Origin of the sequence: Bradyrhizobium jicamae, assembly GCF_018130215.1 — a bacterium.
GTDB classification, from domain to species: Bacteria; Pseudomonadota; Alphaproteobacteria; order Rhizobiales; family Xanthobacteraceae; genus Bradyrhizobium; species Bradyrhizobium jicamae_A.
In genome coordinates, this window is sequence record NZ_JAFCKQ010000040.1 from 13,555 (window position 1) to 36,188 (window position 22,634).

Here is a 22,634-nt window from a genome sequence, read left to right on the forward strand (position 1 = left end):
CATTGCGAGCACCGAAGCAATGACAGTGGAGAGACCTCAGCTCGCCAGATACCGTTCGTACTTGCCGCCGACGACCTCGTCGGCGGCAATGGCCGGGTCGAGGGTGAAGAGATCCTGGGCCTGGCCGATGCCGCGCAGCGCATAGCGGCCGGTGGAAACGAGGTAGTTTCGTCCTGCCGCGTCGAGGCCGGCACGGAACGCCGACGACGTCAGCAATTCGCGATCGACTGAACGGCACATCGAGGCGATGCGGCTGACCTCATTGACCGCCGGCCCCACCACGGTGAAGTCGAGCCGGTCGTCGCTGCCGATATTGCCGTAGAACACCTCCCCGACATGCAGGCCGACATGTGCCGAGGTCGCCGCCCTGCCCTCCGTGGTGCGACGGACATTGACCGTCTGCATGTTGTGCCGGAAGCGATGCTCGGCGCGCAGTGCCGCGCGCTTGGCCTTCGCCATGTTCTCGTGCGTGAACATCCCCAGCACGCCGTCCCCGATCAGCTTCAGCACCTCGCCGCCGGCGTCATGGATGGCATCGATCGAGGCCTGTGCATAGTCGTTGAGGAACGGGATGATCTCGTCGGGTTCTATGCTTTCGCTGATCGCGGTCGAGCCGCGCAGGTCGGAGAACCACAGCACCGCATTGATGCGCTCGGTGACGCCGCGGGTGATCCGGCCGCGAAGCACCTGCTCGGCGGTGTCGCGCCCGAGATAGACCCGCCCCAGCGTGCGCGTGATATCGGCCTGCGCCGCCGACTTGATCGCAAGCCCCAGCACCGGCACGAGATCGCGCAGCGCCTCCAGCCCCTGCTCGCCAAATCCCTCGTCCCGCCGGGTCGTCCAGTAGGAATAGACGCAGTCCATCTGCCCCATCGTGCCGCCTTCGCCGAACTGGTGCACATAGGCCACCAGATGCTTGTGACCTCTGTCGAGGAGATCGCCGGTGAATTTGAAATTGTAGGACTGGCCTTGAGCGAGCTCGAGCGGCATCTCCTGGTGGCCGTTTTCGAGCATGTGGTAGAAGATCGAACGCCGCCAGGCGTCAGCGGCTTCGCCTTCGTTGGTCGAGCCATATTCGAACGCGTCGCTCTCGTTGGTCTCGGCGTCGTTCCAGCGGAAGCCGCGCCCCTCGAAGATCGGGTGCAGCGTGTCGATGAACACCATGCCGCGCGCCAAATGGAGCCCTTCGGCGCAGCAGCGCTCGCAGAAGCCGCGTATCAGGTCGTTTTCGGGCAGGCCCGTGAGACCCTGGTGGACCAGCCAGTTCATCAGGCGCAAGCGGGGTGTCAGTTCCATACAGCGAATTATGCCGGGCAATTCCTGCGGAAGGAAGATGCGTCGCCGCAACCCAGACGCACGCGGACCAAGCACACTGACCAACCCGGCCGATTTGCGCTTTCATTCGGCACGGCTTTCGCGCACAAGACGACATGGACAACGATGCCGCCCCGGCCACCTCCTTCCAGCGCCTCGTGAAATGGGCGATCACCCCGCCGCAGTCCTACGGGGTCTATCTGGTCGCCCTGATCCTGATCTTCACCCTGTCGTTCTACGCCGGCACGCTGAAGCCGAAGCACAGCCCCGCGCCGCCGCCGGTCACCGCGCCGTCACCACCGCGAAGCTAGCCATCTATTTGCGCTCCGACGTGGCGATCCAGATCCCGGCAAACACCGCGATCAGGCCGGCCACCAGGTTGGGCGTGATCGGTTCGCCGACCAAGCGGGTCGCAAGCAGACCGGCTGCGATCGGATTGACCGTCATGGTGTTGGCGACCCGCGTCGGGGACGCCCGCTCCAGCGCCTTCACCCACAAGATGAAGGCCAGCGCGCCGCCGGCCACTCCGAGATAGAGTCCCGCGATCCACTGCGGTGGACCGAAATCGCGCAGCGTCGCTAGGCTACCGGTCAGCATTCCCACAAAGACGAGTGCAAAGGCCCCGGTGCCCATGCCGACGGCGAGGAACCCGAGCGCGCTCGACCGCCGGATGAAGGGACGCGACAGGACATTGTAGAACGCCATGCATAGCACGGCTGCCATCATGATCAGTTCGCCGCGCCACGCGCCCGCCGGCGCGGTCGACAATCCGGATGCAAGCGCGGCCCCCACGCCGAGCACCGCAATCAGGACGCCGGTCGATTTGCGCAACGTCAGCGGCTCGACCCCTAGCGCGGCACCGACCACCATGGTGGAAAGCGGCAATGTCGCCAGCGCGAGGCTCGCGCGTGCCGCCGTCGTGTAGGACATCGCAATGTTGTAGAGCACGAAGAATACGCCGAAGAACGCCAGGCCGAGCGCCGCGACCGCAGGCAGGTCGGCACGCTGCGGCCATTTTGCGCGCGTCAGGACGGCGACGGGGCCGACGCAGAGAAAGCCGATCGCCCAGCGCAGAATGGCGAGCGTGACCGGATCGGCATTGCCTGCCAGATAGCGCGTGATCGCCGCCGCAGTACCGCCGAGGCAGCTCGACACCAGTGCGATCGCAACGCCGATCCATTCGCTCATTCCGGGCCCAATGCGTTTGGGTTTCTGATGTGGCATCTTGCCCCATGAGGTCGTTTCGGCAACTACCCGGCAGGTATTCATGTCGCAGCAGCACGAATTCGCGGCCAGCCTCCGCTGGTGGCGGCAACGCAAGGGCTATTCGCAGCTGGAGCTCGCCGGGCGCGCCGACATCTCCCAGCGGCATCTCAGCTTCCTCGAACTCGGACGGGCCGCGCCGAGCCGCGACATGGTGATCAGGCTTGCCGCGGCGCTCGACGTCCCGCTGCGTCAGCAGAACGCCCTGCTCGTTGCAGCCGGCTTCGCGCCGGTGTGGCGGCAGACCGATCTCGCGGCGCCCGAGCTTGTGCAAATCCGCGCTGCGCTGGACTTCATGCTGGCACAGCAGGAGCCGTTCCCTGCGGTCGCGGTCGACAGGCACTGGAACCTGCTGCTCGCCAATGCAGGCGCCGGGCGGCTGGTCGAATTCCTGGTAGGTCCGCTCGCTCCCGGCACACCGGTCAATCTCGCCGACGCGCTGGTCGCACCCGACGTGCTGCGGCCGTATCTCACCAACTGGACCGAGGTCGCCGGCTATTTCATCCGCAGCGTGGAGGCCGACGCTGCGGCCGACGGCAGCGCCGGCACAGCCGAATTGCTGAAGCGCCTGCTCGCCTATGACGGCGTGGCGACGGCGCTCGCTGCGCCACCTCCCTCCTCCACGCCGGGGCCGGTGCTGCCGATGCTGTTTCGCAAGGGCGATGTCCATCTGCAATTATTCACGACCATCGCGACGCTCGGAATTCCCCAGGACATCACGCTGCAAGAACTTCGCATCGAGAGCTTCTTTCCGATGGACGAGGAGACCAGCCGGATCTTCCGCGGATGGGCGGCGAAGGCCGACTGACCTCCGCCTACACCATTTCCGCCGGCGCGAGCCGGCAGGTCTCGCTGCTGATCTCGACCTGAAGCGTGGCGTGGTGAATCTGGAACCGGTGCGAGAGCTCGGCGCAGACATGGTGCAGGAACGCATCGTCATGGCCGCCGGGACGCACCAGATGCGCCGTCAGCGCGGTCTCGCTCGTGCTCATCGCCCAGATGTGGAGATCGTGAACCTCGGTGACGCCCTCCAGCGTCGCGAGATACGCCCTCACCACCTTGAGATCGATGCCCCGCGGCACCGCGTCGAGCGCCAGATTGACGCTGTCGCGCGCCAGTTCCCAGCCGCTCACCAGCACGACGGCGGCGATGACGAGGCTGATCGCGGGATCAAGCCACTGCCAGCCGGTCGCCATGATCAGCAGCGCGGCGACGACGACGCCGAACGAGACGCCGGCGTCGGCCGCCATGTGCAGGTAGGCGCCGCGGACATTGAGGTCCGAGTCGCGGCCGCGCATGAACAGGAGCGCTGTGCCGCCGTTGATCAGGATGCCAAGCGCCGCAACCCAGACCACGGTCCAGCTTGCAACCTCCGCCGGCTCGCGGAAGCGATTGAACGCCTCGACCGCGATGCCGCCGACCGCGATCAGCAGCAGGCCGGCATTGAACAGCGCGGCGAGGATCGAGGCGCGGCGATAGCCGTAGGTGTGGGTGTCGGTCGGCCGCTTGCCTGCCAGCCACGTCCCGCCCCAGGCCAATAGCAGGGCGATCACATCGGAGAGATTGTGAACGGCGTCCGACACCAGTGCCAGCGAATTGGCGGAGTAGCCGAAGATCACCTCGGCCACGACGAACGCCGCGTTCAGCCAGGCCCCGATCGCAAACGCCGTGCCGAAACTGGCTGGCGCGTGGCTATGCCCGGCATGGCCATGAGAATGACCGTGGGAATGACCGTGGGAATGACCGCTGTGGTCGTGGTCGTGGTGATGATGATGATGATGATGCGCCATTGCGTGGCAACCGTCGCCTGATATCGTTGGCGACGGTTATAGCGCCGTAAAATGTGGATACTATCACATCCGGCTCGCCCAAATGCGCAGCCCGGATGGAGCGCAGCGCAATCCGGGACCGCTCTCGCGTTTGGCGCAGATCCCGGATTTCGCTCCGCTGCATCCGGGCTACGGGATCCCTACTCCACGCCGCGGTTGAACTTGTTCGACTTCGGCAGGCCGTGTGCGAGCCGGCCGGCGTCGGCGCGGTTGCCGCGCCAGTCGGCCAGTTCCTTCAAGGTCATGCTGTGCTCGCGGCCGGCCGAGTCCTTCCAGGTCAGGCCGATCTTGGAGTCGAACACCGCCACGTCGGACAACGACGCGCTGGTGTATTTCTGCAAGCGGACGCCGCGGCCGCGGGCCATTTCCGGCACCTGGTCGACGCCGAACAGCACCATCTTGTGGTTGGTGCCGATCACAGCGATGGTGTCGCCGGTCACAGTCGCGATCGCCCGGGCCTCGTTCGGCATCTCGACATTGAGCACCTGCTTGCCCTTGCGGGTGTTGCCGACGCAGTCCTCTTCCTTGACGATGAAGCCTTGGCCCTCGCTGCTCGCGATCAGGAACTTGCGCTCGCCCTTGTTGACGAACAGCGAGACGATCGCGGCGTCCTGCTCGAGCTCGATGAACATGCGGATCGGCTCGCCATGGCCGCGGCCACCGGGCAGCTTCGCGACGTCGAGCGAGTAGAACTTGCCGTTGGTGGCAAACAGCAGCAGCTTCGAGGTCGTCTCGGCGAAGAACGAGTGCTCGAGCTTGTCGTCGGTCTTGAAGGCGAGCCCCGACAGATCCTCGACGTGCCCTTTCAGGGTCCGCACCCAGCCCTTCTCCGAGATCACGACAGTGCACGGCTCGCGCTCGACAAAGGCCTCCTCGATCGCGGCGAGATCGTGCTCGGGCGCATCGGCGAAGGTGGTGCGGCGCTTGCCGAGCGGGGTCTTGGGACCGAAAATGTCGCGGACCTTGGTGACCTGCTCGCCGACCTTGGCCCATTGCTGCGTCTCGGAACCGAGCAGGCCCTCGATGCCCTTCAGCTCCTTGCGCAGCTCCTTGTCCTCGTTGCGGATCTCCATTTCCTCGAGCCGGCGCAGATTGCGCAGCCGCATGTTGAGGATGGAGTCGGCCTGGATGTCCGACAGCTTGAAGGTCTTCATCAGGACGGGCTTCGGCTCGTCCTCGGTGCGGATGATCTTGATCACCTTGTCGAGGTTCAAGAAGGCAACGAGCTGACCGCCGAGCACTTCAAGGCGATGCTCGATCTGCGCCTTGCGGTAGTTGGAGCGGCGGATCAGCACGTCGCGCAGATGGTCGAGCCATTCGCGCAGGCATTCGGCAAGGCCCACCACCTTCGGGATGCGGCCCTTCACCAGCACGTTGAGGTTCAGCGAGATCTTGCTTTCCAGCTCGGACAGCCGGAACAGGGATTCCATCATCAGTGCCGGATCGACCGTGCGCGACTTCGGCTCGATGACGAAGCGGATGTCATCCGCCGATTCATCGCGGACGTCGCCGACCAGCGGCAGCTTCTTCTGGTCGAGCAGCTCGACGATCTTCTCGTGCAGGCGCGCCTTCTGCACCAGCCACGGGATTTCGGTGACCACGACCACCCAGGTGCCGCGGGCGCCCTCCTCCACCGACCAGCGCGCGCGGGTGCGGAACGAGCCGCGGCCGGTGGTGTAGGCCTCGATGATCGCTTCCTTGGAATCGACGATGATGCCGCCGGTCGGGAAGTCCGGTCCCTTGACCCACCTCAACAGCGCCTTCGACTTGGCATCGGGCTTTTCGATCAGATGCAGCGCGGCGTCGCACAGCTCGGCCGCGTTGTGCGGCGGAATCGAGGTCGCCATGCCGACCGCAATCCCCTGCGAGCCATTGGCAAGCAAATTGGGGAAGCCGCCCGGCAGCACCACCGGCTCCTTCGACTGGCCGTCGTAATTGAGGCGGAATTCGACGCCGTCCTCGTCGATGCCGTCGAGCAGCAGCCGCGCGACCTCGGTCATGCGGGCTTCGGTGTAGCGGTAGGCGGCCGGGTTGTCGCCGTCGATATTGCCGAAATTGCCCTGGCCGTCGACCAGCGGGTAGCGCGAGGAGAAGTCCTGCGCCAGGCGCACCATTGCGTCATAGATCGCCTGGTCGCCATGCGGATGGAACGAGCCCATCACGTCGCCGACGATCTTGGCCGACTTCTTGAACGCGGTCCCCGGATCGAGCCGCAGCAGCCGCATCCCGTAGAGGATGCGCCGGTGCACCGGCTTCAGCCCGTCGCGGGCGTCCGGCAGTGCGCGATGCATGATGGTCGAGAGCGCATAGGCGAGATAGCGCTCCTCGAGCGCATCGCGCAGCGGCACCTCGTGGATTTCGGCCGGCTCTTCCGGCGGTACCTGTCGTTTTCCCATGGGGAGGCGTTAAACCGTGTCGCTGAATCGGGCAAGCCGCGAATCAGCAGCAATTTAGGTCCCGAATCGGGCCTACGGAACCGCTGTGCGTGTCCGCCGCTTGGTGACGGCGTTGATAAACCCCCCGCGGGCGTCGGAATGGCCCTGCCCGCGCGGCTCCAGCACGTGGCGCCGCAGGAACAGGCCGGTAATCTCGAAGCCGTCGAGCAGATCCTGGTCCGACCAGGCATTGGCGCCGCCCTCGCCTTCGCGCAGGAAGGCCGGCAATGGCAGCAGCCGGTCGCGCCACGGCTCGCCCGCCGCGCGCGACACCGCGCCGCCGGATTTCGGCGAGACGTAGACCAGCTCGCTCGTTGCGCCGGTTGCCGCGCAATTCTCCAGGTCAAGCCCGAAGCCGAGCTCGGCGAGCATCGCCAGCTCGAAGCGGATGAGATGCACCGCGGCCGTGCCGGCGTCGTCGAAATCGTCGAGCGTCCCCTGGAGCATCTCGTAGATGTCTTCGTGCGGATCGCGCTCCGGCAGCAGCCGCGCCAGCGCGGCGAGATGCGTGACGCCGTAGACCGCGTGCGACGAGGCGAGCAGCGTCGCCGCGCGCAGTCTCGTCCCTTCCAGCGTGTACATGCCGAGATGCTCGTCGAGCCGCGCACGCCACACCGCGGCGACGCTGTTGCCGGGCTGCAGCAGCGGCCGCATCCGCGAGCTTGCACCGCCGCGCACCAGCCCGAGATGGCGGCCATGCTCGCGCGTCAACAGCTCGACGATGGCGGACGATTCGCCATGCCGCCGCACGCCCAGCACGATGCCTTCGTCGGTCCATTCCATGAACGAGAGATTACAGGATTCCGCCTGTCCCTGCAGTCGTCATTCCGGGATGAACTGAAGGACCAGACCCGGTATCTCGAGATTCCGGGCTCGATGCTTCGCAGCGCCCCGGAATGACACCTGGCGCCTCACGCGTTGAACCAGCCCTTGGCGTCGCCGGTGAACGAGAAATAGAGGCCGAACGCGGTCACGATGCAGGACACCACCTCGATGCCGCTGTCGAGCGCGAGGCCTTCCACCCCGATCGCCTGCAGCAGCGAGGCCACCGAGAGCGCCAGCATCGCGGCCAGCACCCAGCGCGCCCAGTTCTTGCGCCGCTGCGCGGCAAGCCAGACGAAATACATCAGCAGCAGGATCATGCCGCCCGTCACCAGCGTGTCGCCCATGATCATCTGTTCGGTCCTCGCCTCGCTCGGCGTGCGGTCCGCGAACGCGACCGACAACGAGTCCAGCGTCAGCGACAGATAGAGCAGCACTTCAAACCACAGCACATTTCTCGGGACGGTCATCGCACAGCCGGTTCTTACTCTTTTGGGAATTCCAGTCCCATTTCCCGGTAGCGATCGGGATCGTCGCCCCAGTTCTCGCGCACCTTGACGAACAGGAACAGGTGCACAGGGACGCCCATGATCTCGGCGATCTCGGCACGTGCCTGCGCCCCGATCGACTTGATGGTGGCGCCGCCCTTTCCGAGCACGATCTTGCGCTGGCTCTCGCGCTCGACATAGATCGTCTGCTCGATGCGGATCGACTGGTCCTTGCGGTCCTTCCAGCTGTCGGTCTCGACCGTCGACTGGTACGGCAGTTCCTGGTGCAGATGGCTATAGATCTTCTCCCGGGTGATCTCCGCCGCCAGATGCCGCATCGGCGCATCCGACATCTGGTCCTCGGGATACAGGAACGGCCCCTCGGGCACCATCTTCGCCAGCGTATCGCGCAGATCGGCAACGCCGTCGCCCGACAGCGCCGAGACCATGAAGGTGTGCTCGAAGCGCATCCGTTCGTTGGCGGCCTGCGCGAGCGCCAGCAGCTTCTCGCGCTGAACGAGATCGACCTTGTTCAGCACCAGGATCTTCGGATGCGCGACGCTCTCGAGCTTCGTCAGGATCGCCTGCGCCTCGTCGTCGAGCCCCGACTTGGCGTCGATCAGCACGCAGACGAGGTCGGCGTCATGGGCACCGCTCCAGGCGGTCGACACCATGGCGCGATCGAGTCGGCGCTTCGGGGCGAAGATGCCGGGGGTATCGACCAGGATGATCTGCGCATTGCCCTCGATCACGATGCCGCGGATCAGCGCCCGCGTGGTCTGCACCTTCCGCGACACGATCGTGACCTTGGAGCCGACCAGCGCGTTGACCAGCGTCGACTTGCCGACATTGGGGGCACCGATCAGCGCGACGAAGCCGCAGCGCGTCGCGGTTGCTTCCGCTTTCGCCTCGTCAGTCATTGGTGCCGACGCCTTCGCGCTCGATCATTGCCGACGCCGCGGCCTTCTCTGCCGCACGCTTGTTACCGCCGAGGCCCTCCGCCGAGGTCAGTCCCGGCAGCTCGACCGCGACGCGGAATTGCGGATCGTGGTGCGGGCCGGTGCGCTCGATCTCGCGATAGACCGGCGTCGGCAGCCCCTTGCCCTGCGCCCATTCCTGCAACACGGTCTTGGGATCGCGCAACGGACGGCGCAGCTTGTGCATCCGCTCCGTCCAGTTGCGCTCGACGAACAGGCGGGCGGCATCGAAGCCGCCGTCGAGATAGATCGCGCCGATCACGGCCTCGCAGATGTCGCCGAGGACCGACTTGCGCAGACGCGCCCCCTCCACCGCCTTCACCAGGCCGAGCTTGATGTCCTCCAGCAGCCCGAGCGACTTCGCGACGTCGGCGCAGCTCTCCTTGCGGACGAGGTCGGCAAGCCGCTTCGACAACTCGCCCTCGTCGGCCTTCGGAAAGGCGCGGAACAGCATGTCGGAGACGATCAGCCCGAGCACGTGATCGCCGAGGAATTCCAGCCGCTGGTAGCTGTCGGCGCGGTTGCGGGCGGCGGGCTTCAACGCCGAGACGTGGGTGAACGCGGCGGTCAACAGTGCCGGATCGGCGAATGTGTACCCGATGCGCGCCTCGGTGCCGGCGATCGCGGCCCTCTCTTCCGCGGCCTTGGCGGCCTTGCTGCGCCGCTTCTTCGGCACGGCTGCGCCGCCGGCGGCGGCGCTCTCGCTCGGCTCACCGGGAGGCGGTTGGTCCTTGATGGCTGGCGTCTCGTCGTTCATCGCACGATGGAGAATATGCGATTCCACCGCACGGCGGTGGGCCAGCGCCAGAACATCCAGGCGTGCTCGCCCTCGGCGATAGAGAAAAAGATCATCTGGGCCCGGCCGACGATGTTCTCGAGCGGCACGTAGCCGACCGCCGACAGCACCCTGCTGTCGGTCGAGTTGTCGCGGTTGTCGCCCATCATGAAGAAATGGCCTTCGGGCACCGTGTAGACGTTGGTGTTGTCGTAGAAGCCGTTGTCGACACAATCGAGCGTCTCGTAGGTGACGCCGTTCGGCAACGTCTCCTTCCAGCGCTTGACCCTTGCGGTGGCATCCGAGCCGCAGGGGTCCTCGCCGACGAAGTCGCTCAGCCGCTCGCGCTTGACCGGGACGTCATTGATGTAGAGCAACCCCTCCTTCATCTGGATGCGGTCGCCCGGCAGGCCGATCACGCGCTTGATGTAGTCGGTCGTGTCATCCTTCGGCAGCCGGAACACGACGATGTCGCCGCGATTCGGGTTGGAGCCGAAGATCCGCCCCGAAAACAGCGGCGGCGACAGCGGGATCGAGTAGTGGCTGTAACCGTAGGAGTATTTCGAGACGAACAGGTAATCGCCGACCAGCAGCGTCGCCTTCATCGAGCCCGAGGGGATGTTGAACGGCTGGAACAGGAAGGTCCGGATCACGAGCGCAATCAGGAGGGCGTGGATGACGACGCGGATGGTTTCTCCGAAGCCGCTCTCAGATTTGGTCCCGGTGGTCGCGCTCATTGCTTTCCCAATTCCCGCGGGTCCTGGCGCCCACGTGGTGGCAGAACGTTTTCTTCACGCGAAGCGTCCCCTCGCGCGAGGAAAATGGCCTTGATTCTGAACTTGAGGGCAAATTCCGGCGTAAACCCGAATTCGCGTCTCGCTCGATAATACCCTGCGGCGTTTTAGACGGTTGTTCGCGGGCACGCAATCAATCGTCGGGTCAAAACTTCGCAATCCATTGAAATATCAATGATTTTTAGTTTTGCCGGAGTTTCGGAAGCATCCCCGCATCGCGGGCCTCATTTGCCGGGGGCAACGGCCGAAATTATGACGAAGGCCTGCGCCAGCGGCCAGTCGTCGGTGATCGAGAGGTCGATCCGCGCCTCCATGCCCTCGGGCGTCAGTTCCTCGAGCCGCGCCAGCGCGCCGCCGGTCAATTGCATCGTCGGACGGCCGCCGGGCAGGTTCACCACCCCCATGTCCTTCCACCACACTCCGCGGCGGATTCCGGTGCCGAGTGCCTTGGAGCAGGCTTCCTTGGCTGCGAAGCGCTTGGCGTAGGTCGCGACCACCATCTTCTCGCTGTTGGCGCGCCGCATCGCCTTGGCACGCTCGGCGTCGGTGAAGATGCGCTCGAGGAAGCGCTCGCCATGGCGCTCGATCACCTTGCCGATGCGGGTGATGTCGATGAGGTCGGAGCCGATGCCGATGATCATGCGCTGGTCGCACCTTGCACCCTGGCGCGGCCGCGCTCCATCGCGGCGCGCATGGCGCGGACCGTCTCGTCGATGCCGACGAACAGGGCCTCGCCGATCATGTAATAGCCGATGTTGAGTTCGCGGATCTCTGGCAGCACCGAGATCGCCTCTGCGGTCTCGTAGTCGAGGCCGTGGCCGGCATGGACTTCCAGCCCGGCCGCTTGCGCGAGTTTCGCGCCCTCGACGATGCGCTTCCACTCGGACGCGGCCTTGTCGGCGTGGCCGTCGACCACCGCATCGCACCAGCCGCCGGTGTGAATCTCGATCACCGGCGCCTTCAGTTTCGCGGCCATCTCGATCTGCCGGGGATCGGCGGCGATGAACAGCGACACCCTGATGCCGGCATCGCTGAGCCGCGCGATGAACGGGGAAAGCACATTGTGCTGGCCGACCACGTCGAGACCGCCCTCGGTGGTGAGTTCCTGGCGCCGCTCCGGCACGAGGCAGACGGCATGCGGTTTGGTGGCGAGCGAAATACGCAGCATGTCGTCGGTCGCTGCCATCTCGAAATTCAGCGGCTTCGAGATCTCGGCCTTCAGCCGCGCCATGTCCCCATCGCGGATATGGCGGCGATCCTCGCGCAGATGCGCGGTGATGCCGTCGGCACCGGCCGCGATCGCGGCAAGCGCCAGGCGCACCGGATCGGGTCGAGCCCCGCCCCGCGCATTGCGCAGGGTCGCGACGTGATCGACATTGACGCCGAGGCGCAGCGGTGGAGCTTTGGACATTCTCTGACCTGCAAATAGAACCGGCGAAGCGCGGGTGCGCACCGCGCATCACTCCTGGAGATGGATCGCCGGGTCGAGCCCGGCAACGACGACAACCTATCCGTTGACGCGCTCGACCCGCGCGACAACGGCCTTGGCCCGCAACTGGGCAATGATAGCGCTGAGATGCTTGAGGTCATAGACCTCGAGGTCGATGGTCAGCTCCGTGAAATCGGGGGAGCGACGCGACATGTGGATGTTGTCGATGTTGCCGTCGTGCTCGGCGATCACGGTGGCGATCTGGGCGAGGCTGCCGGGCTCATTGACATTGTGAATCAGGATCCGCGCCGGGAAACGCTGCGGCATGGTCTCGTCGATGTCCCAGCGCACATCCAGCCAGCGCTCCGGCTCCTCCTCGAAATCCTTCAGCGCCGGCGACTGGATCGGGTAGATCGTGATCCCCTCGCCCGGCGTGACGATGCCGACGATGCGATCGCCCGGCACAGCGCCGCCGTTGGGCGCGAACTTCACCGGCAGTTCGGAGTTGATGCCGCGGACCGGGATCACCGAGGCCGCACGCGCCGGATGCGGCGTCGCCTGTGTCTTCAGCTTGGCAGCGAGTCCCTTCTTGGCACCGTAGCGGACGAGCCGCTCTTCCTTGTAGTCGGGATACATCGCGCGCGCGACGTCGGACGCCTTGATCTCGCCGCGCCCGACCGAGGCCATCACGTCCTCGATCGAGGTGCGCGCCAGCCGCGGCAGCGCGCCCTTCAGCTTGTCGTCGGCATATTCGATCTTGGCGCGGGCGAACAGGCGGTCGACTATGCGGCGCCCGAGGCCGGCATACTGGTCGCGCACCGCGTCGCGGGTGGCGCGCCGGATCGCCGCGCGCGCCTTGCCCGTGACGGCGAGGACCTCCCAGGCCGACGGCGGGGCCGACTGGGCCTTCGAGGTCAAGACCTCGACCTCGTCGCCGTTCTGCAGCTCGGACGACAGCGGCGCGAACTTGCCGTTGATCTTGCAGCCCACCGCGCTATGGCCGACGGCGGTGTGAACCGCATAGGCGAAGTCGATCACGTTGGCCTTGCGCGGCAGAGCGATCAGCTTGCCCTTCGGCGTGAAGCAGAACACCTGGTCGTGAAACAGTTCGAGCTTGGTGTGCTCGAGGAATTCCTCCGGATTGGCGCTGTCCGAGAGGATACCGATGGTGTGGCGCAGCCAGGCGAAGGCGTTGGATTCGTGCTTCAGCCGCTCGTGCGGCGAGCCCGCCCCTTCCTTGTAGAAGGCGTGGGCCGCGATACCGAACTCGGCGATCTGGTTCATGTCCTCGGTCCGGATCTGCAGCTCGACGCGCTGCTTGCCGGGTCCGATCACCGTGGTGTGGATCGAGCGATAGTCGTTCTGCTTCGGCGTCGAGATGTAATCCTTGAAGCGCCCCGGCACGACCGGCCAGGTCGTGTGCACAACCCCGAGCGCGCGGTAGCAGGCGCCGACGTCTTCGAGGATGACACGGAAGCCGTAGATGTCGGAGAGCTGCTCGAAGCCGACCGACTTGCGCTCCATCTTGGTCCAGATCGAGAACGGCTGCTTGCGGCGGCCGAAAACCCGCGCGGTGATGCCGTTCTTCTGCAGGTTCTTCGAGAGCTGGGTTTCGATTTCGCCGATCAGGTTGCGGTTGCGGTCGGCGAGCGCGTCGAGGCGCTGCTTGACCACCGCATAGGCCTCGGGATCGAGCACGAAGAAGGAGAGGTCCTCCAGCTCCCCGCGCATTTCCTGCATACCCATGCGGCCGGCGAGCGGCGCGTAGATGTCGAGTGTCTCCTCGGCAATGCGGCGGCGCGAGGCCGGCGGCACGAACTCCAGCGTGCGCATGTTGTGCAGCCGGTCGGCGAGCTTGATCAGGAGCACCCGGACGTCGTCGGCGATCGCCAGCAGCAGCTTGCGCAGGTTCTCGGCCTGCTTGGCCTCGCGCGACACCAGCTCCAGCCGCTTCAGCTTGGTCAGCCCCTCGACCAGCGCGCCGATCTCGTGGCCGAACACGTGGTCGATCTCGGCCCGCGTCGCCTCGGTGTCCTCGATCGTGTCGTGCAGCAGCGCAGCCACGATCGTGGCGTCGTCGAGCTTGAGGTTGGTCAGGATCGCGGCGACCTCGAGCGGATGCGAGAAATAAGGGTCGCCGGAGGCACGCGTCTGGGTGCCATGCGCCTTCATGGCGTAAACATAGGCGCGGTTGAGCAGGTCCTCGTTGGTGTCGGGGTTGTAGGAGCGGACGCGCTCGACAAGGTCGTATTGCCGCATCATCCGTGTGCGCGGCTTGGCCACCCTCTCCACCGCAGACGACGCCGGTGCCACCGCGACCGTCTCGGTCGCAGCCTGCATCTGGCTGGAACTGCGGCGTCGATACGCCATGATCTCACTGCCTCCCGCGGGCCAACGGCCCCCCTGATCAATCTAGTGCGCCCCGGACCGAAGCTGCACCCTGCGCGGGGTCAGAAACGTTCAATTTCCCGCGTCCCCCTAGGACGCATCGTAACAACGAAATTGTCAACAAAAGCAAAGGCCCGGAGCAATGCCCGGGCCTTTGGCAGGAATCTCTGAAAGCGGGACCTTGGCGTTCGCCCTATTCGTCCTCTTCGGGCTGCTCTTCCGGCGGGGCCAGACCCTCCAGGCCCTTCAACAGCTCTTCTTCGGTCATGCGCTCGACCGCCACCTCGGTGTCGTCGGCATCGACGCTGGCGCCGGCGGAACCGATCAGCGGCACGGTGTCCGGCTCGGGCTCGTCGACCTCGACGAACTTCTGCAGGGAGTGCACCAGTTCCTCGCGCAGGTCTTCCGGCGAGATCGTGGAGTCGGCGATCTCGCGCAGGGAGACGACCGGATTCTTGTCGTTGTCGCGATCAACCGTGAGTTGCGAGCCTGAAGAAATCATCCGGGCGCGATGCGCGGCCAGCAGAACCAGGTCGAAGCGATTGTCGACCTTATCAATGCAATCTTCAACGGTGACGCGAGCCATCTAGAGGCGCTCCGTGGTAAAAGGGACCGAACATGTTGGTTATGAGCGTTAGTTATAGGCCCGGCCGACGTTTCGCAAGGCAAAATTTGTGATTTGCCTTCCCAACAGGCTCTGATAACCCCATTGGCCGGGGCCAGAACGGCCGGAGCGTCTGACGACATGGCCTGGTTGCCGTGCGGGACAAGTAAATCTCTCCTTTGACATGTCAAAAGTCTAGGCTTTTTGCCCTCGCCTCACCATAATTGCGGTGGTGACTGTCGTGGGGAAGATTCACCGAACTTTAGGCAGCAACGCAGGAAATTGCGCGCGGTCGAATGCCGCTGCGCTAATAACACTAACAACCACGCGAGAACACTTTGATGTCGTCACCAGTTTCCAACAAGATCGCGCTCTTCATCGACGGCGCCAATCTTTACGCCACCGCCAAGACGCTCGGGTTCGACATCGACTACAAGCGCCTGCTCAAGGAATTCCAGGGCCGCGGCACGCTGCTGCGCGCGTTCTACTACACCGCGATCATCGAGGATCAGGAGTATTCGTCGATACGTCCGCTGATCGATTGGCTCGACTACAACGGCTACACCGTCGTTACCAAGGCCACCAAGGAGTTCATCGACGCCAGCGGCCGCCGCAAGGTCAAGGGCAACATGGACATCGAGCTCGCGGTCGATGCCATGGAGCTGGCCGAGCACATCGACCAGATGATCCTGTTCTCCGGCGACGGCGATTTCCGCTCGCTGGTCGAGGCCGTGCAGCGCCGCGGCGTCCGCGTCACCGTGATCTCGACCATCGCCAGCCAGCCGCCGATGATCGCCGACGAGCTGCGCCGCCAGGCCGACGTCTTCACCGATCTCGTGGAATTGCAGTCCAAGCTCGGCCGCGACCCGTCTGAGCGCCCGGCCCCACGCGAGCCGCGTCATCACTCCCCGCAATTCCTGCAGCGCGCGACCACCACCACCGTGGCGCCACGGTCGGCCGATGACGATTTCGACGAGTAATTTCGTCACTCCTGCTGTCGTACCTGATCGCAACTGCCCGCTCTGTCCGCGGTTGGCCGACTTCCGCGCCCAGACCCGCGCGCGCGAGCCAGGCTGGTTCAACGCGCCGGTCGATTCGTTCGGCGACGCCAAGGCGCGGCTGTTGATCGTCGGACTTGCGCCGGGAATGCAGGGCGCCAACCGCACCGGCCGTCCCTTCACAGGGGATTACGCCGGCGACCTGCTCTACGCGACCTTGCTCGAATACGGCTTTGCCAGCGGCGTCTATCGGGCGCGACCGGACGACGGGCTGCAGCTGGTCGACTGCCGGATCAGCAACGCAGTGCGGTGCGTGCCGCCGCAGAACAAGCCGCTGCCGGTCGAGATCAACACCTGCCGGCAATTCCTGGCCGCGACCATCGCTGCGATGCCGAAGGTGCGCGCGATCGTGCTGCTCGGACGCATCGCCCACGAATCGACCGTGAAGGCGCTGGGGCTCCGGCTGGCTGCCGCCCCCTTTGCGCACGGTGCCGTGCATATGGCCGGCAATTTCAAGCTGTACGACAGCTACCACTGCTCGCGCTACAACACGAACACGGGCGTGCTGACATCGGACATGTTCCGCAGCGTGTTCGCGAACGTTCGGAAAGATCTCGGCTGATCGTCAGCCCTGCTCGACCGCCTGATCAATCAGCGATAGGCGCTTCACAACCGTTGATTGTGCCAGGATTGCGCCCGGGGCGATGACGGCGTTGGCGCCGATCCGTGTTCGGTCGCCAACCAGGGCGCCAAACTTTTCCGCTCCGGTCTCGAGACGTCTGCCGTGGTGGAAGAACGAAATCGCCGGCCTCGGCCATTCGTTTCGGTAATTGGCGATAATCGACCCTGCCTCGAGGTTGACCCCGCTGCCGAGAAGGCTGTCGCCGACGAAATTGAAATGAGCAAGCTTCGAGCCACGGAACACGAATGATGACTTCAGTTCGGCTCCAGGCCCGAGAATGCAACCCGCTTCCAGCCAACAACCCCCGCGGACGTAGGCGCCTGCCGCAATGAAGCAGTCTGGGCCGATGATGGCCGGGCCCTTCAGGACCGCCCCATTCTCGACGGTTGACGTGTGATGCACGGCGACGCCGCCCGCGATCGCGTAGCCGTCGCGAAGGCCGCTCAGCAGCCGCTCGACAATTCCAACCGAGCCGAGGGTCAACTCCCAGGGCATGCACTCGGCAAATCCTCCGAGCACGGACGAGCCAAATCCACTGATGTACTCGTCAATCACCGCTGTTCCCGACATCTACTCGACCGGGTTTTCCCGGAGCCAATCCAGCACGTCGCCGGCGCTGCGGTCGGGCGGAAACACCGGGTAGAATACGTGTGTGATGCGCCCGTCGTCGATTACGAGCACCAGCCGCTTGATCAGCGTCAGCCCTGCAACCGACAGGGTCGGCAATTTCAATGCCCGGGTCAGCTCCAGCGCCTCATCCGACAACACCGGGAACGGAAGGTGCAATCGCGACGCCATTTCCGTCTGGTACGCGTTGCTCTGCGTCGACAGGCCGAACACCTGCGCGGCGCCGGCTGCCTTCAGCTCGGCGAACAGGTCACGGAACGAGCAGGCCTGCGGCGTGCAACCGCGGGCGCCGGGGATCATGTCCCAGTCGTCGACCAACCCGATCTTGCCCGGCTCGCCGGTTCGCGGATAGGCGAACACCACGGTGCGGCCGTCGAGCGCAGACAACGTGACCGTGGTGTCGTTGGTGGCGCGCAGGCTGAGCGGCGGGAGCTTCATGCCCTTCAGGTGCGCCGCTTCGCCGTCATCCACGGGCGCCGGGATCTTGCTCCAGTCGACGTCGGTAAGGCTGCTCTGGGTCATCGCACCAACCTCCATCGGCCGTCATCGCGAGTAGCGTTTGCGACGAAGCGATCCATCTTCGGTCTTTCTCAAAGATGGATTGCTTCGGTTCGCTCGCAATGCCGGCAAGGACAAAAGTTCTACCCCCGCGCCCGCATCAGGCGGCCCTTCTCGCGGCCCCAGTCGCGCTTCTTGACCGTCTCGCGCTTGTCGTGAAGCTTCTTGCCCTTGGCAACCGCGAGCAGCAGCTTGGCGCGGCCGCGCTCGTTGAAATAGAGCTTGAGCGGAATGAGCGTCATGCCCTCGCGGTCGACCGCGCCGAGCAGCTTGTTGATCTGCTTGCGATGCAACAGCAGCTTGCGCGGCCGTTTCGGCTCGTGGTTGAAGCGGTTGGCCTGCAAATATTCCGGGATGTTGGCGTTGATCAGCCACAGCTCGCCGTTCTTGGAATCCGCATAGGACTCCGCGATCGTGCTCTTGCCGCTGCGGATCGACTTCACCTCCGTGCCGGTCAGCGAGATGCCGGCCTCGACCGTGTCCTCGATTGCGTAGTTGAAGCGGGCCTTGCGGTTCTCGGCGACAACCTTGATCGGGCGTTCGTTCTTGTCGGCGGCCACTTTAGCTCTTCTTGAGGAGGTCGCGGATTTCCGTCAGCAGCACGACCTCTGCGGTTGGCTTCGGCGGCTCCGCAGGCTTCGCTTCTTCCTTGCGCTTGAACTGGCTCATCACGCGGATTACGAGGAACAGCACGACGGCGACGATCAGGAAATTGATGGTCAGCGTCAGGAAGTTGCCGTAGGCAAGCACCGCGCCCTGCTTCTTGGCGTCGGCCAGATTGCTGGCCGTCACCTTCGCGGAGAGCGGGATGTAATAGTTGGAGAAGTCGAGGCCGCCGGTGATCGCGCCGATGATCGGCATGATGATGTCGCCGACCAGCGAGGTGACGATCGCACCGAATGCCGCACCGATGATGACGGCGACAGCGAGGTCGACGACGTTGCCCTTCATGGCGAAGTCACGGAATTCCTTCAGCATTCCCTTCCCCTTCTCTTCGACATTGCGCACTGTGCTCACGGCGGATCCCACTTCCCTCAGTTGATCAAACCGGCATGGACCATGGCGCTGCGGACGGCGGCACGGGTCGATTCGGCGACCGGCACCATCGGCAGCCGCAGCCTCTCGTCCATCTTGCCAAGCAATGACATCGCGTATTTGACCGGTGCCGGGTTGCTCTCGATGAACAGGTTGGTGTGCAGCGGCATCAGCTTGTCGTGAATCCTGAGTGCCGTGGCCGCGTCGCCCTTCTGCCAGGCCGCCTGGAACTCCGCGCACAGCCGCGGCGCAACGTTCGAGGTCACCGAGATGCAGCCGTGTCCGCCATGCGCCATATAACCGAGGATGGTCGCGTCCTCGCCCGACAATTGGTTGAAATCCTCGCCCATCGCGGCGCGCTGCTGCGAGACCCGCACCATGCTCGCGGTCGCGTCCTTGACGCCGGCGATGTTCTTCAGCTCGAACAGCCGCTTCATGGTGTCGACCGACATGTCGATCACCGAGCGCGGCGGAATGTTGTAGATGATGATCGGAATGCCGATCGCATCGTTGATCGCCTTGAAGTGCTGGTACAGGCCTTCCTGGGTCGGCTTGTTGTAGTAGGGCGTCACGATCAGCACCGCCGTCGCTCCGGCCTTCTCGGCGTGCTCGGACAGTTCGATGGCTTCCTGGGTCGAGTTCGAGCCGGCGCCGGCGATCACGGGCACGCGGCCCCTCGCCTCCTCGACACACCATTCGACGACCCGCTTGTGCTCGTCATGGCTGAGTGTCGGGCTCTCGCCGGTGGTGCCGACCGGCACGAGGCCGTGCGTGCCTTCGGAGATCTGCCAGTTCACGAGGCTGCGGAACGCGGCCTCGTCCACCGATCCGTTCTTGAAGGGTGTCACCAAGGCAGTGAATGACCCCCGGAATTTTGTCTTGGCTGCCATGGATTTCCTCCAAACGCTTCAGGCCTAAGGCCAGGTCGACGGACCTTCGTTCCTGGCGTGCTTTCAGAACGCCATGAAAGGCAATTCATATCGGGTCTGACGGAGAGGTGAAAGGGCCGCGCCGTACCTATTCCCAACGGTATTCCGCTTACTGGAACACCCCTCCCGGCCGCGATTTTGCCGTTGTGCTGGCGCAAACAGCCGCACCGGCGAGGTTCTTAGTATTTTGTCGACATTTTCAATCGGATAAGAGCCGATGGCCCGAACGATCAGGTGATTCGGGACCGCAGGGGACCGCTGTGATCCGTTCCTTCAGCGTAGCTACATTGCGATCGACGGCGCTGGCCACCAGTCTGGTGTTTGGGATCGGTTTTGCCGTCTCGATGGCCGGTGCCCGGGCCGCTGCGGAGGTTCCAGCGCCTGATCCGGCCGCCCACAGCGCAGCTCCCAAGGCCGCCGCGGCCAAAAATCCTGCCACCAAGACTCCAGCCAAGAAGAGCGACGCATCCAAGTCCGGCACCGCAAAGGCAACGCCCGCCAAGCCGACTTCCGCCAAGCCAACTCCCGTCAAGCCAGCTCCCGTCAAGACAAGCACCTCCAAATCTGGCCCTGCCAAGGCTGAAGCTGCCAAGGCTGAGGCGACCAAGACTGGCGCGTCCAAAGCCACGGCCACCGCCTCCAGAACCACTGCAGCCTTGCCGAAAAAGCCGGCTCCCGCGAGGGCCGTCGCGCCCGCACTGGTCCCGGCGACCCGCCAGCACGCAGCACCGGTGGTGCGCAAGCCGGTGACGCCGGCGGCAGTGGCCGCGACATCGTCGACATCGCAGGCCGACAAGGAGACGCTCGAGACCGTCGTCGACCTGCTGCGCAAGCGCAAGCCCGACGACGCCACCCAGGCCGAGGCCTCGATCTCGGATCCGGTGGCGCGCAAGCTCGCCGAGTGGCTGATCCTGCGCAGCGAGGACAATGGTGCTTCGGTCGAGCGCTACCGCGCCTTCATCGAGGCCAATCCGAGCTGGCCGTCGCAGACCTTCCTGCGCCGACGTCTCGAGGCGGCATTGTGGGACGACCATCGCGACGATTCCGCGGTCTGGGCCTGGTTCCAGAATGAATCGCCGGTTTCGGCCAAGGGCCGCTTCGCGCTCGCCAAGGCAATGATCGCGCGAGGTGATCGCGCCAATGCCGAGCGGCTGGTGCGCGAGGCCTGGCGCAACGACGGCATGAGCGAGGAGACCGAGACCACCGCGCTCGACCTGTTCGGCTCGCTGCTCACCGGCGGCGACCACAAGGCGCGCATGGACACGATGCTCTATGGTACCGACAACGAGGCCGCCGGCATGCGCGAGGCCAGGCGGCTCGGCTCGGGCTACGTTGCGCTGGCGAAAGCGCGCATCGCGGCCAACCGCAAGGATTCGAACCTGCGCGCCTTGCTCCAGGACGTACCGCGCGAGCTGTCCGGCGACACCAGCTATCTGTTCGCGAAGATCCAGCTGCTCCGCCGCGAGGAGAAGTTCACCGAAGCCGCGCAACTGATGATGAGCGCGCCGAAGGAGCCGGCGCGACTGTTCAACGTCGACGAATGGTGGGTCGAGCGCCGGCTCCTGGCGCGCAAGATGATCGATGCCGGCGAGTATCGCACCGCCTATCTGATCGCGCGCGATGCGGCCCTGCCCGCCCGCGACATCTACAAGACCGAGCAGGAGTTCACCTCGGGCTGGATCGCGCTGCGCTTCCTCAACGACCCCTCGCTGGCCCTGGAGCACTTCGAGCGGATCGGCGTCGGCAGCGCCAATCCGACTGCGCTCGCGCGTGCCGGCTACTGGCAAGGCCGCGCCGCAGAGGCCGCCGGCCGCAGCCAGGAGGCGCGCGCCGCCTATGCACGCGCGGCCGAGCAGTCGACCAGCTATTACGGACAACTCGCGCGTGCCAAGCTCGGCCTGCCGCAGATCGAGCTCAATGGCGCGCCGCGCGGCCGCGGCGCCGAGCGGCTCGAGATCGTGCGCGCGGTGGCGCTGCTCTATGAGATCGACCAGCGCGAGCTCGCGATCCCGGTCTTCAGCGACATGGGCGACAATGGCGACCCGGAGGCGCTGGCGGGGCTCGGCGAATTGACGGCGCGCCATGGTGATGCGCGCGGCATGCTGCTGCTCGGCAAGTCGGCGCTCAACCGCGGACTGCCGTTCGACCACTACGCCTACCCGGTCAACGGCATTCCCGCGTTCCGGCAGGTCGGACCGGAGGTCGAGCCCAGCATCGTCTACGCCATCGCGCGCCAGGAGAGCGCGTTCAATCCCGCCGTGGTCTCACCGGCGCAGGCCTATGGCCTGATGCAGGTAACGCCGGAAGCCGGCCGCTATGTCTGCAAGCGCGCCGGCATCGCCTTCGACCTCAGCCGGATGAAAACCGATCCGGTCTACAACGCGGCGCTCGGCGCGGCCGAGCTCGGCGGCCTGCTCGAGGATTATCGCGGCTCCTACATCCTGACCTTCGCCGCCTACAATGCCGGCCGCGGCAGCGTGAAGAAGTGGATCGAGCGCTACGGCGATCCGCGCGATCCGAAGGTCGATGCGGTCGACTGGGTCGAGCTGATTCCATTCTCGGAGACCCGCAATTACGTGCAGCGGATCATGGAGAACCTCCAGGTCTATCGCGCGCGCTTCGGTGGCGGGACGCGGCTCCAGATCGAAGCCGACCTGCGCCGCGGCAGCAGCCTGGAATGACCCGCG

The 22,634-nt window shown here is 65.1% G+C and carries 23 protein-coding genes; 5 read left to right on the plus strand and 18 right to left on the minus strand.

The features are described from left to right. Positions 1-36: 36 nt before the first annotated feature. On the minus strand, positions 37-1,296 hold the full coding sequence (locus JQ586_RS30540) for an adenylate/guanylate cyclase domain-containing protein (protein WP_212398346.1): 1,260 nt from the start codon (positions 1,294-1,296) through the stop codon (positions 37-39). Positions 1,297-1,430: 134 nt separating this feature from the next. Here JQ586_RS30540 and JQ586_RS30545 point away from each other — a divergent pair, with 134 nt between their 5' ends. Next, positions 1,431-1,625 (plus strand): hypothetical protein, encoded by a 195-nt coding sequence (locus tag JQ586_RS30545; RefSeq protein WP_212398347.1) that lies wholly within the window; start codon positions 1,431-1,433, stop codon positions 1,623-1,625. Between the two features lie 4 nt (positions 1,626-1,629). Here the strand turns inward: JQ586_RS30545 and JQ586_RS30550 are convergent, their stop codons facing one another. After that, positions 1,630-2,502, minus strand: a complete 873-nt coding sequence (locus JQ586_RS30550; protein WP_212398348.1) for a DMT family transporter — start codon at positions 2,500-2,502, stop codon at positions 1,630-1,632. Positions 2,503-2,581: 79 nt separating this feature from the next. Between JQ586_RS30550 and JQ586_RS30555 the strand changes: the two genes are divergently transcribed. Beyond that, a complete protein-coding gene (locus JQ586_RS30555; protein ID WP_212398349.1) occupies positions 2,582-3,385 on the plus strand; it encodes a helix-turn-helix domain-containing protein in 804 nt (267 codons plus the stop codon). 7 nt (positions 3,386-3,392) lie between these two features. Here the strand turns inward: JQ586_RS30555 and JQ586_RS30560 are convergent, their stop codons facing one another. The 11 genes from JQ586_RS30560 to rpoZ form a co-directional block, all read right to left on the minus strand. Then, a complete protein-coding gene (locus tag JQ586_RS30560) occupies positions 3,393-4,367 on the minus strand; it encodes a cation diffusion facilitator family transporter (protein WP_212398350.1) in 975 nt (324 codons plus the stop codon). Positions 4,368-4,546: 179 nt separating this feature from the next. After that, positions 4,547-6,802, minus strand: a complete 2,256-nt coding sequence (gene parC / locus JQ586_RS30565) for a DNA topoisomerase IV subunit A (RefSeq protein ID WP_212398351.1) — start codon at positions 6,800-6,802, stop codon at positions 4,547-4,549. 72 nt (positions 6,803-6,874) lie between these two features. Then, entirely contained in the window at positions 6,875-7,624 is a 750-nt protein-coding gene (gene recO, locus JQ586_RS30570; RefSeq protein ID WP_212398352.1) for a DNA repair protein RecO, read from the minus strand. A 128-nt stretch (positions 7,625-7,752) separates the two neighbouring features. Further along, positions 7,753-8,133 (minus strand): hypothetical protein, encoded by a 381-nt coding sequence (locus JQ586_RS30575; RefSeq protein WP_212398353.1) that lies wholly within the window; start codon positions 8,131-8,133, stop codon positions 7,753-7,755. 14 nt (positions 8,134-8,147) lie between these two features. Beyond that, entirely contained in the window at positions 8,148-9,071 is a 924-nt protein-coding gene (gene era, locus JQ586_RS30580; RefSeq protein WP_212398354.1) for a GTPase Era, read from the minus strand. Further along, positions 9,064-9,885 carry a ribonuclease III gene (rnc, locus tag JQ586_RS30585; RefSeq protein WP_212398355.1) on the minus strand — a complete coding sequence of 274 codons (822 nt, stop codon included), beginning with the start codon at positions 9,883-9,885 and terminating at the stop codon, positions 9,064-9,066. The genes era and rnc overlap by 8 nt, the downstream gene beginning before the upstream one ends. Further along, entirely contained in the window at positions 9,882-10,640 is a 759-nt protein-coding gene (gene lepB / locus JQ586_RS30590; RefSeq protein WP_212398356.1) for a signal peptidase I, read from the minus strand. The genes rnc and lepB overlap by 4 nt, the downstream gene beginning before the upstream one ends. Before the next feature lie 281 nt (positions 10,641-10,921). After that, the gene (gene acpS, locus JQ586_RS30595; RefSeq protein ID WP_212398357.1) at positions 10,922-11,338 is read right to left on the minus strand and encodes a holo-ACP synthase; all 417 of its coding nucleotides are present in this window, start codon (positions 11,336-11,338) and stop codon (positions 10,922-10,924) included. Continuing rightward, positions 11,335-12,108 carry a pyridoxine 5'-phosphate synthase gene (locus tag JQ586_RS30600; protein WP_212398358.1) on the minus strand — a complete coding sequence of 258 codons (774 nt, stop codon included), beginning with the start codon at positions 12,106-12,108 and terminating at the stop codon, positions 11,335-11,337. The genes acpS and JQ586_RS30600 overlap by 4 nt, the downstream gene beginning before the upstream one ends. A 96-nt stretch (positions 12,109-12,204) precedes the next feature. Next, positions 12,205-14,496, minus strand: a complete 2,292-nt coding sequence (locus JQ586_RS30605; protein ID WP_212398359.1) for a bifunctional (p)ppGpp synthetase/guanosine-3',5'-bis(diphosphate) 3'-pyrophosphohydrolase — start codon at positions 14,494-14,496, stop codon at positions 12,205-12,207. A 211-nt stretch (positions 14,497-14,707) separates the two neighbouring features. Beyond that, positions 14,708-15,100, minus strand: coding sequence for a DNA-directed RNA polymerase subunit omega (gene rpoZ, locus JQ586_RS30610; protein WP_024512695.1), 393 nt, complete (start codon positions 15,098-15,100; stop codon positions 14,708-14,710). 359 nt (positions 15,101-15,459) lie between these two features. Between rpoZ and JQ586_RS30615 the strand changes: the two genes are divergently transcribed. Together JQ586_RS30615 and JQ586_RS30620 are read left to right on the plus strand one after the other, a co-directional pair. Next, positions 15,460-16,098 (plus strand): NYN domain-containing protein, encoded by a 639-nt coding sequence (locus tag JQ586_RS30615; protein ID WP_212398360.1) that lies wholly within the window; start codon positions 15,460-15,462, stop codon positions 16,096-16,098. Beyond that, positions 16,079-16,738: a uracil-DNA glycosylase gene (locus tag JQ586_RS30620; protein ID WP_212398361.1), complete on the plus strand. Its 660-nt coding sequence runs from the start codon at positions 16,079-16,081 to the stop codon at positions 16,736-16,738. Before JQ586_RS30615 ends, JQ586_RS30620 begins: the two co-directional genes overlap by 20 nt. A 3-nt stretch (positions 16,739-16,741) precedes the next feature. On the opposite strand, the gene JQ586_RS30625 is transcribed toward JQ586_RS30620, so the two are convergent. The 5 genes from JQ586_RS30625 to dapA form a co-directional block, all read right to left on the minus strand. Beyond that, a complete protein-coding gene (locus JQ586_RS30625) occupies positions 16,742-17,368 on the minus strand; it encodes a DapH/DapD/GlmU-related protein (RefSeq protein WP_212398362.1) in 627 nt (208 codons plus the stop codon). Further along, complete coding sequence (locus JQ586_RS30630) at positions 17,369-17,947, minus strand: peroxiredoxin (RefSeq protein WP_212398363.1); 579 nt, start codon at positions 17,945-17,947, stop codon at positions 17,369-17,371. A 119-nt stretch (positions 17,948-18,066) separates the two neighbouring features. After that, complete coding sequence (gene smpB, locus JQ586_RS30635) at positions 18,067-18,543, minus strand: SsrA-binding protein SmpB (protein ID WP_212398364.1); 477 nt, start codon at positions 18,541-18,543, stop codon at positions 18,067-18,069. A 1-nt stretch (position 18,544) separates the two neighbouring features. Next, a complete protein-coding gene (mscL, locus tag JQ586_RS30640) occupies positions 18,545-18,961 on the minus strand; it encodes a large conductance mechanosensitive channel protein MscL (protein WP_212398401.1) in 417 nt (138 codons plus the stop codon). A 56-nt stretch (positions 18,962-19,017) separates the two neighbouring features. Continuing rightward, positions 19,018-19,908: a 4-hydroxy-tetrahydrodipicolinate synthase gene (gene dapA / locus JQ586_RS30645; RefSeq protein ID WP_212398365.1), complete on the minus strand. Its 891-nt coding sequence runs from the start codon at positions 19,906-19,908 to the stop codon at positions 19,018-19,020. 383 nt (positions 19,909-20,291) lie between these two features. Between dapA and JQ586_RS30650 the strand changes: the two genes are divergently transcribed. Beyond that, on the plus strand, positions 20,292-22,628 hold the full coding sequence (locus tag JQ586_RS30650) for a lytic transglycosylase domain-containing protein (RefSeq protein WP_212398402.1): 2,337 nt from the start codon (positions 20,292-20,294) through the stop codon (positions 22,626-22,628). Positions 22,629-22,634 lie beyond the last annotated feature (6 nt).

Bases quoted from the DNA above. Each gene is read 5' to 3' on its own strand.
- JQ586_RS30540 (WP_212398346.1), bottom strand. From the start codon at position 1,296: ATGGAACTGACACCCCGCTTGCGCCTGATGAACTGGCTGGTCCACCAG.
- JQ586_RS30545 (WP_212398347.1), top strand. From the start codon at position 1,431: ATGGACAACGATGCCGCCCCGGCCACCTCCTTCCAGCGCCTCGTGAAA.
- JQ586_RS30550 (WP_212398348.1), bottom strand. From the start codon at position 2,502: ATGAGCGAATGGATCGGCGTTGCGATCGCACTGGTGTCGAGCTGCCTC.
- JQ586_RS30555 (WP_212398349.1), top strand. From the start codon at position 2,582: ATGTCGCAGCAGCACGAATTCGCGGCCAGCCTCCGCTGGTGGCGGCAA.
- JQ586_RS30560 (WP_212398350.1), bottom strand. From the start codon at position 4,367: ATGGCGCATCATCATCATCATCATCACCACGACCACGACCACAGCGGT.
- parC (WP_212398351.1), bottom strand. From the start codon at position 6,802: ATGGGAAAACGACAGGTACCGCCGGAAGAGCCGGCCGAAATCCACGAG.
- recO (WP_212398352.1), bottom strand. From the start codon at position 7,624: ATGGAATGGACCGACGAAGGCATCGTGCTGGGCGTGCGGCGGCATGGC.
- JQ586_RS30575 (WP_212398353.1), bottom strand. From the start codon at position 8,133: ATGACCGTCCCGAGAAATGTGCTGTGGTTTGAAGTGCTGCTCTATCTG.
- era (WP_212398354.1), bottom strand. From the start codon at position 9,071: ATGACTGACGAGGCGAAAGCGGAAGCAACCGCGACGCGCTGCGGCTTC.
- rnc (WP_212398355.1), bottom strand. From the start codon at position 9,885: ATGAACGACGAGACGCCAGCCATCAAGGACCAACCGCCTCCCGGTGAG.
- lepB (WP_212398356.1), bottom strand. From the start codon at position 10,640: ATGAGCGCGACCACCGGGACCAAATCTGAGAGCGGCTTCGGAGAAACC.
- acpS (WP_212398357.1), bottom strand. From the start codon at position 11,338: ATGATCATCGGCATCGGCTCCGACCTCATCGACATCACCCGCATCGGC.
- JQ586_RS30600 (WP_212398358.1), bottom strand. From the start codon at position 12,108: ATGTCCAAAGCTCCACCGCTGCGCCTCGGCGTCAATGTCGATCACGTC.
- JQ586_RS30605 (WP_212398359.1), bottom strand. From the start codon at position 14,496: ATGGCGTATCGACGCCGCAGTTCCAGCCAGATGCAGGCTGCGACCGAG.
- rpoZ (WP_024512695.1), bottom strand. From the start codon at position 15,100: ATGGCTCGCGTCACCGTTGAAGATTGCATTGATAAGGTCGACAATCGC.
- JQ586_RS30615 (WP_212398360.1), top strand. From the start codon at position 15,460: ATGTCGTCACCAGTTTCCAACAAGATCGCGCTCTTCATCGACGGCGCC.
- JQ586_RS30620 (WP_212398361.1), top strand. From the start codon at position 16,079: ATGACGATTTCGACGAGTAATTTCGTCACTCCTGCTGTCGTACCTGAT.
- JQ586_RS30625 (WP_212398362.1), bottom strand. From the start codon at position 17,368: ATGTCGGGAACAGCGGTGATTGACGAGTACATCAGTGGATTTGGCTCG.
- JQ586_RS30630 (WP_212398363.1), bottom strand. From the start codon at position 17,947: ATGACCCAGAGCAGCCTTACCGACGTCGACTGGAGCAAGATCCCGGCG.
- mscL (WP_212398401.1), bottom strand. From the start codon at position 18,961: ATGCTGAAGGAATTCCGTGACTTCGCCATGAAGGGCAACGTCGTCGAC.
- dapA (WP_212398365.1), bottom strand. From the start codon at position 19,908: ATGGCAGCCAAGACAAAATTCCGGGGGTCATTCACTGCCTTGGTGACA.
- JQ586_RS30650 (WP_212398402.1), top strand. From the start codon at position 20,292: ATGGCCGGTGCCCGGGCCGCTGCGGAGGTTCCAGCGCCTGATCCGGCC.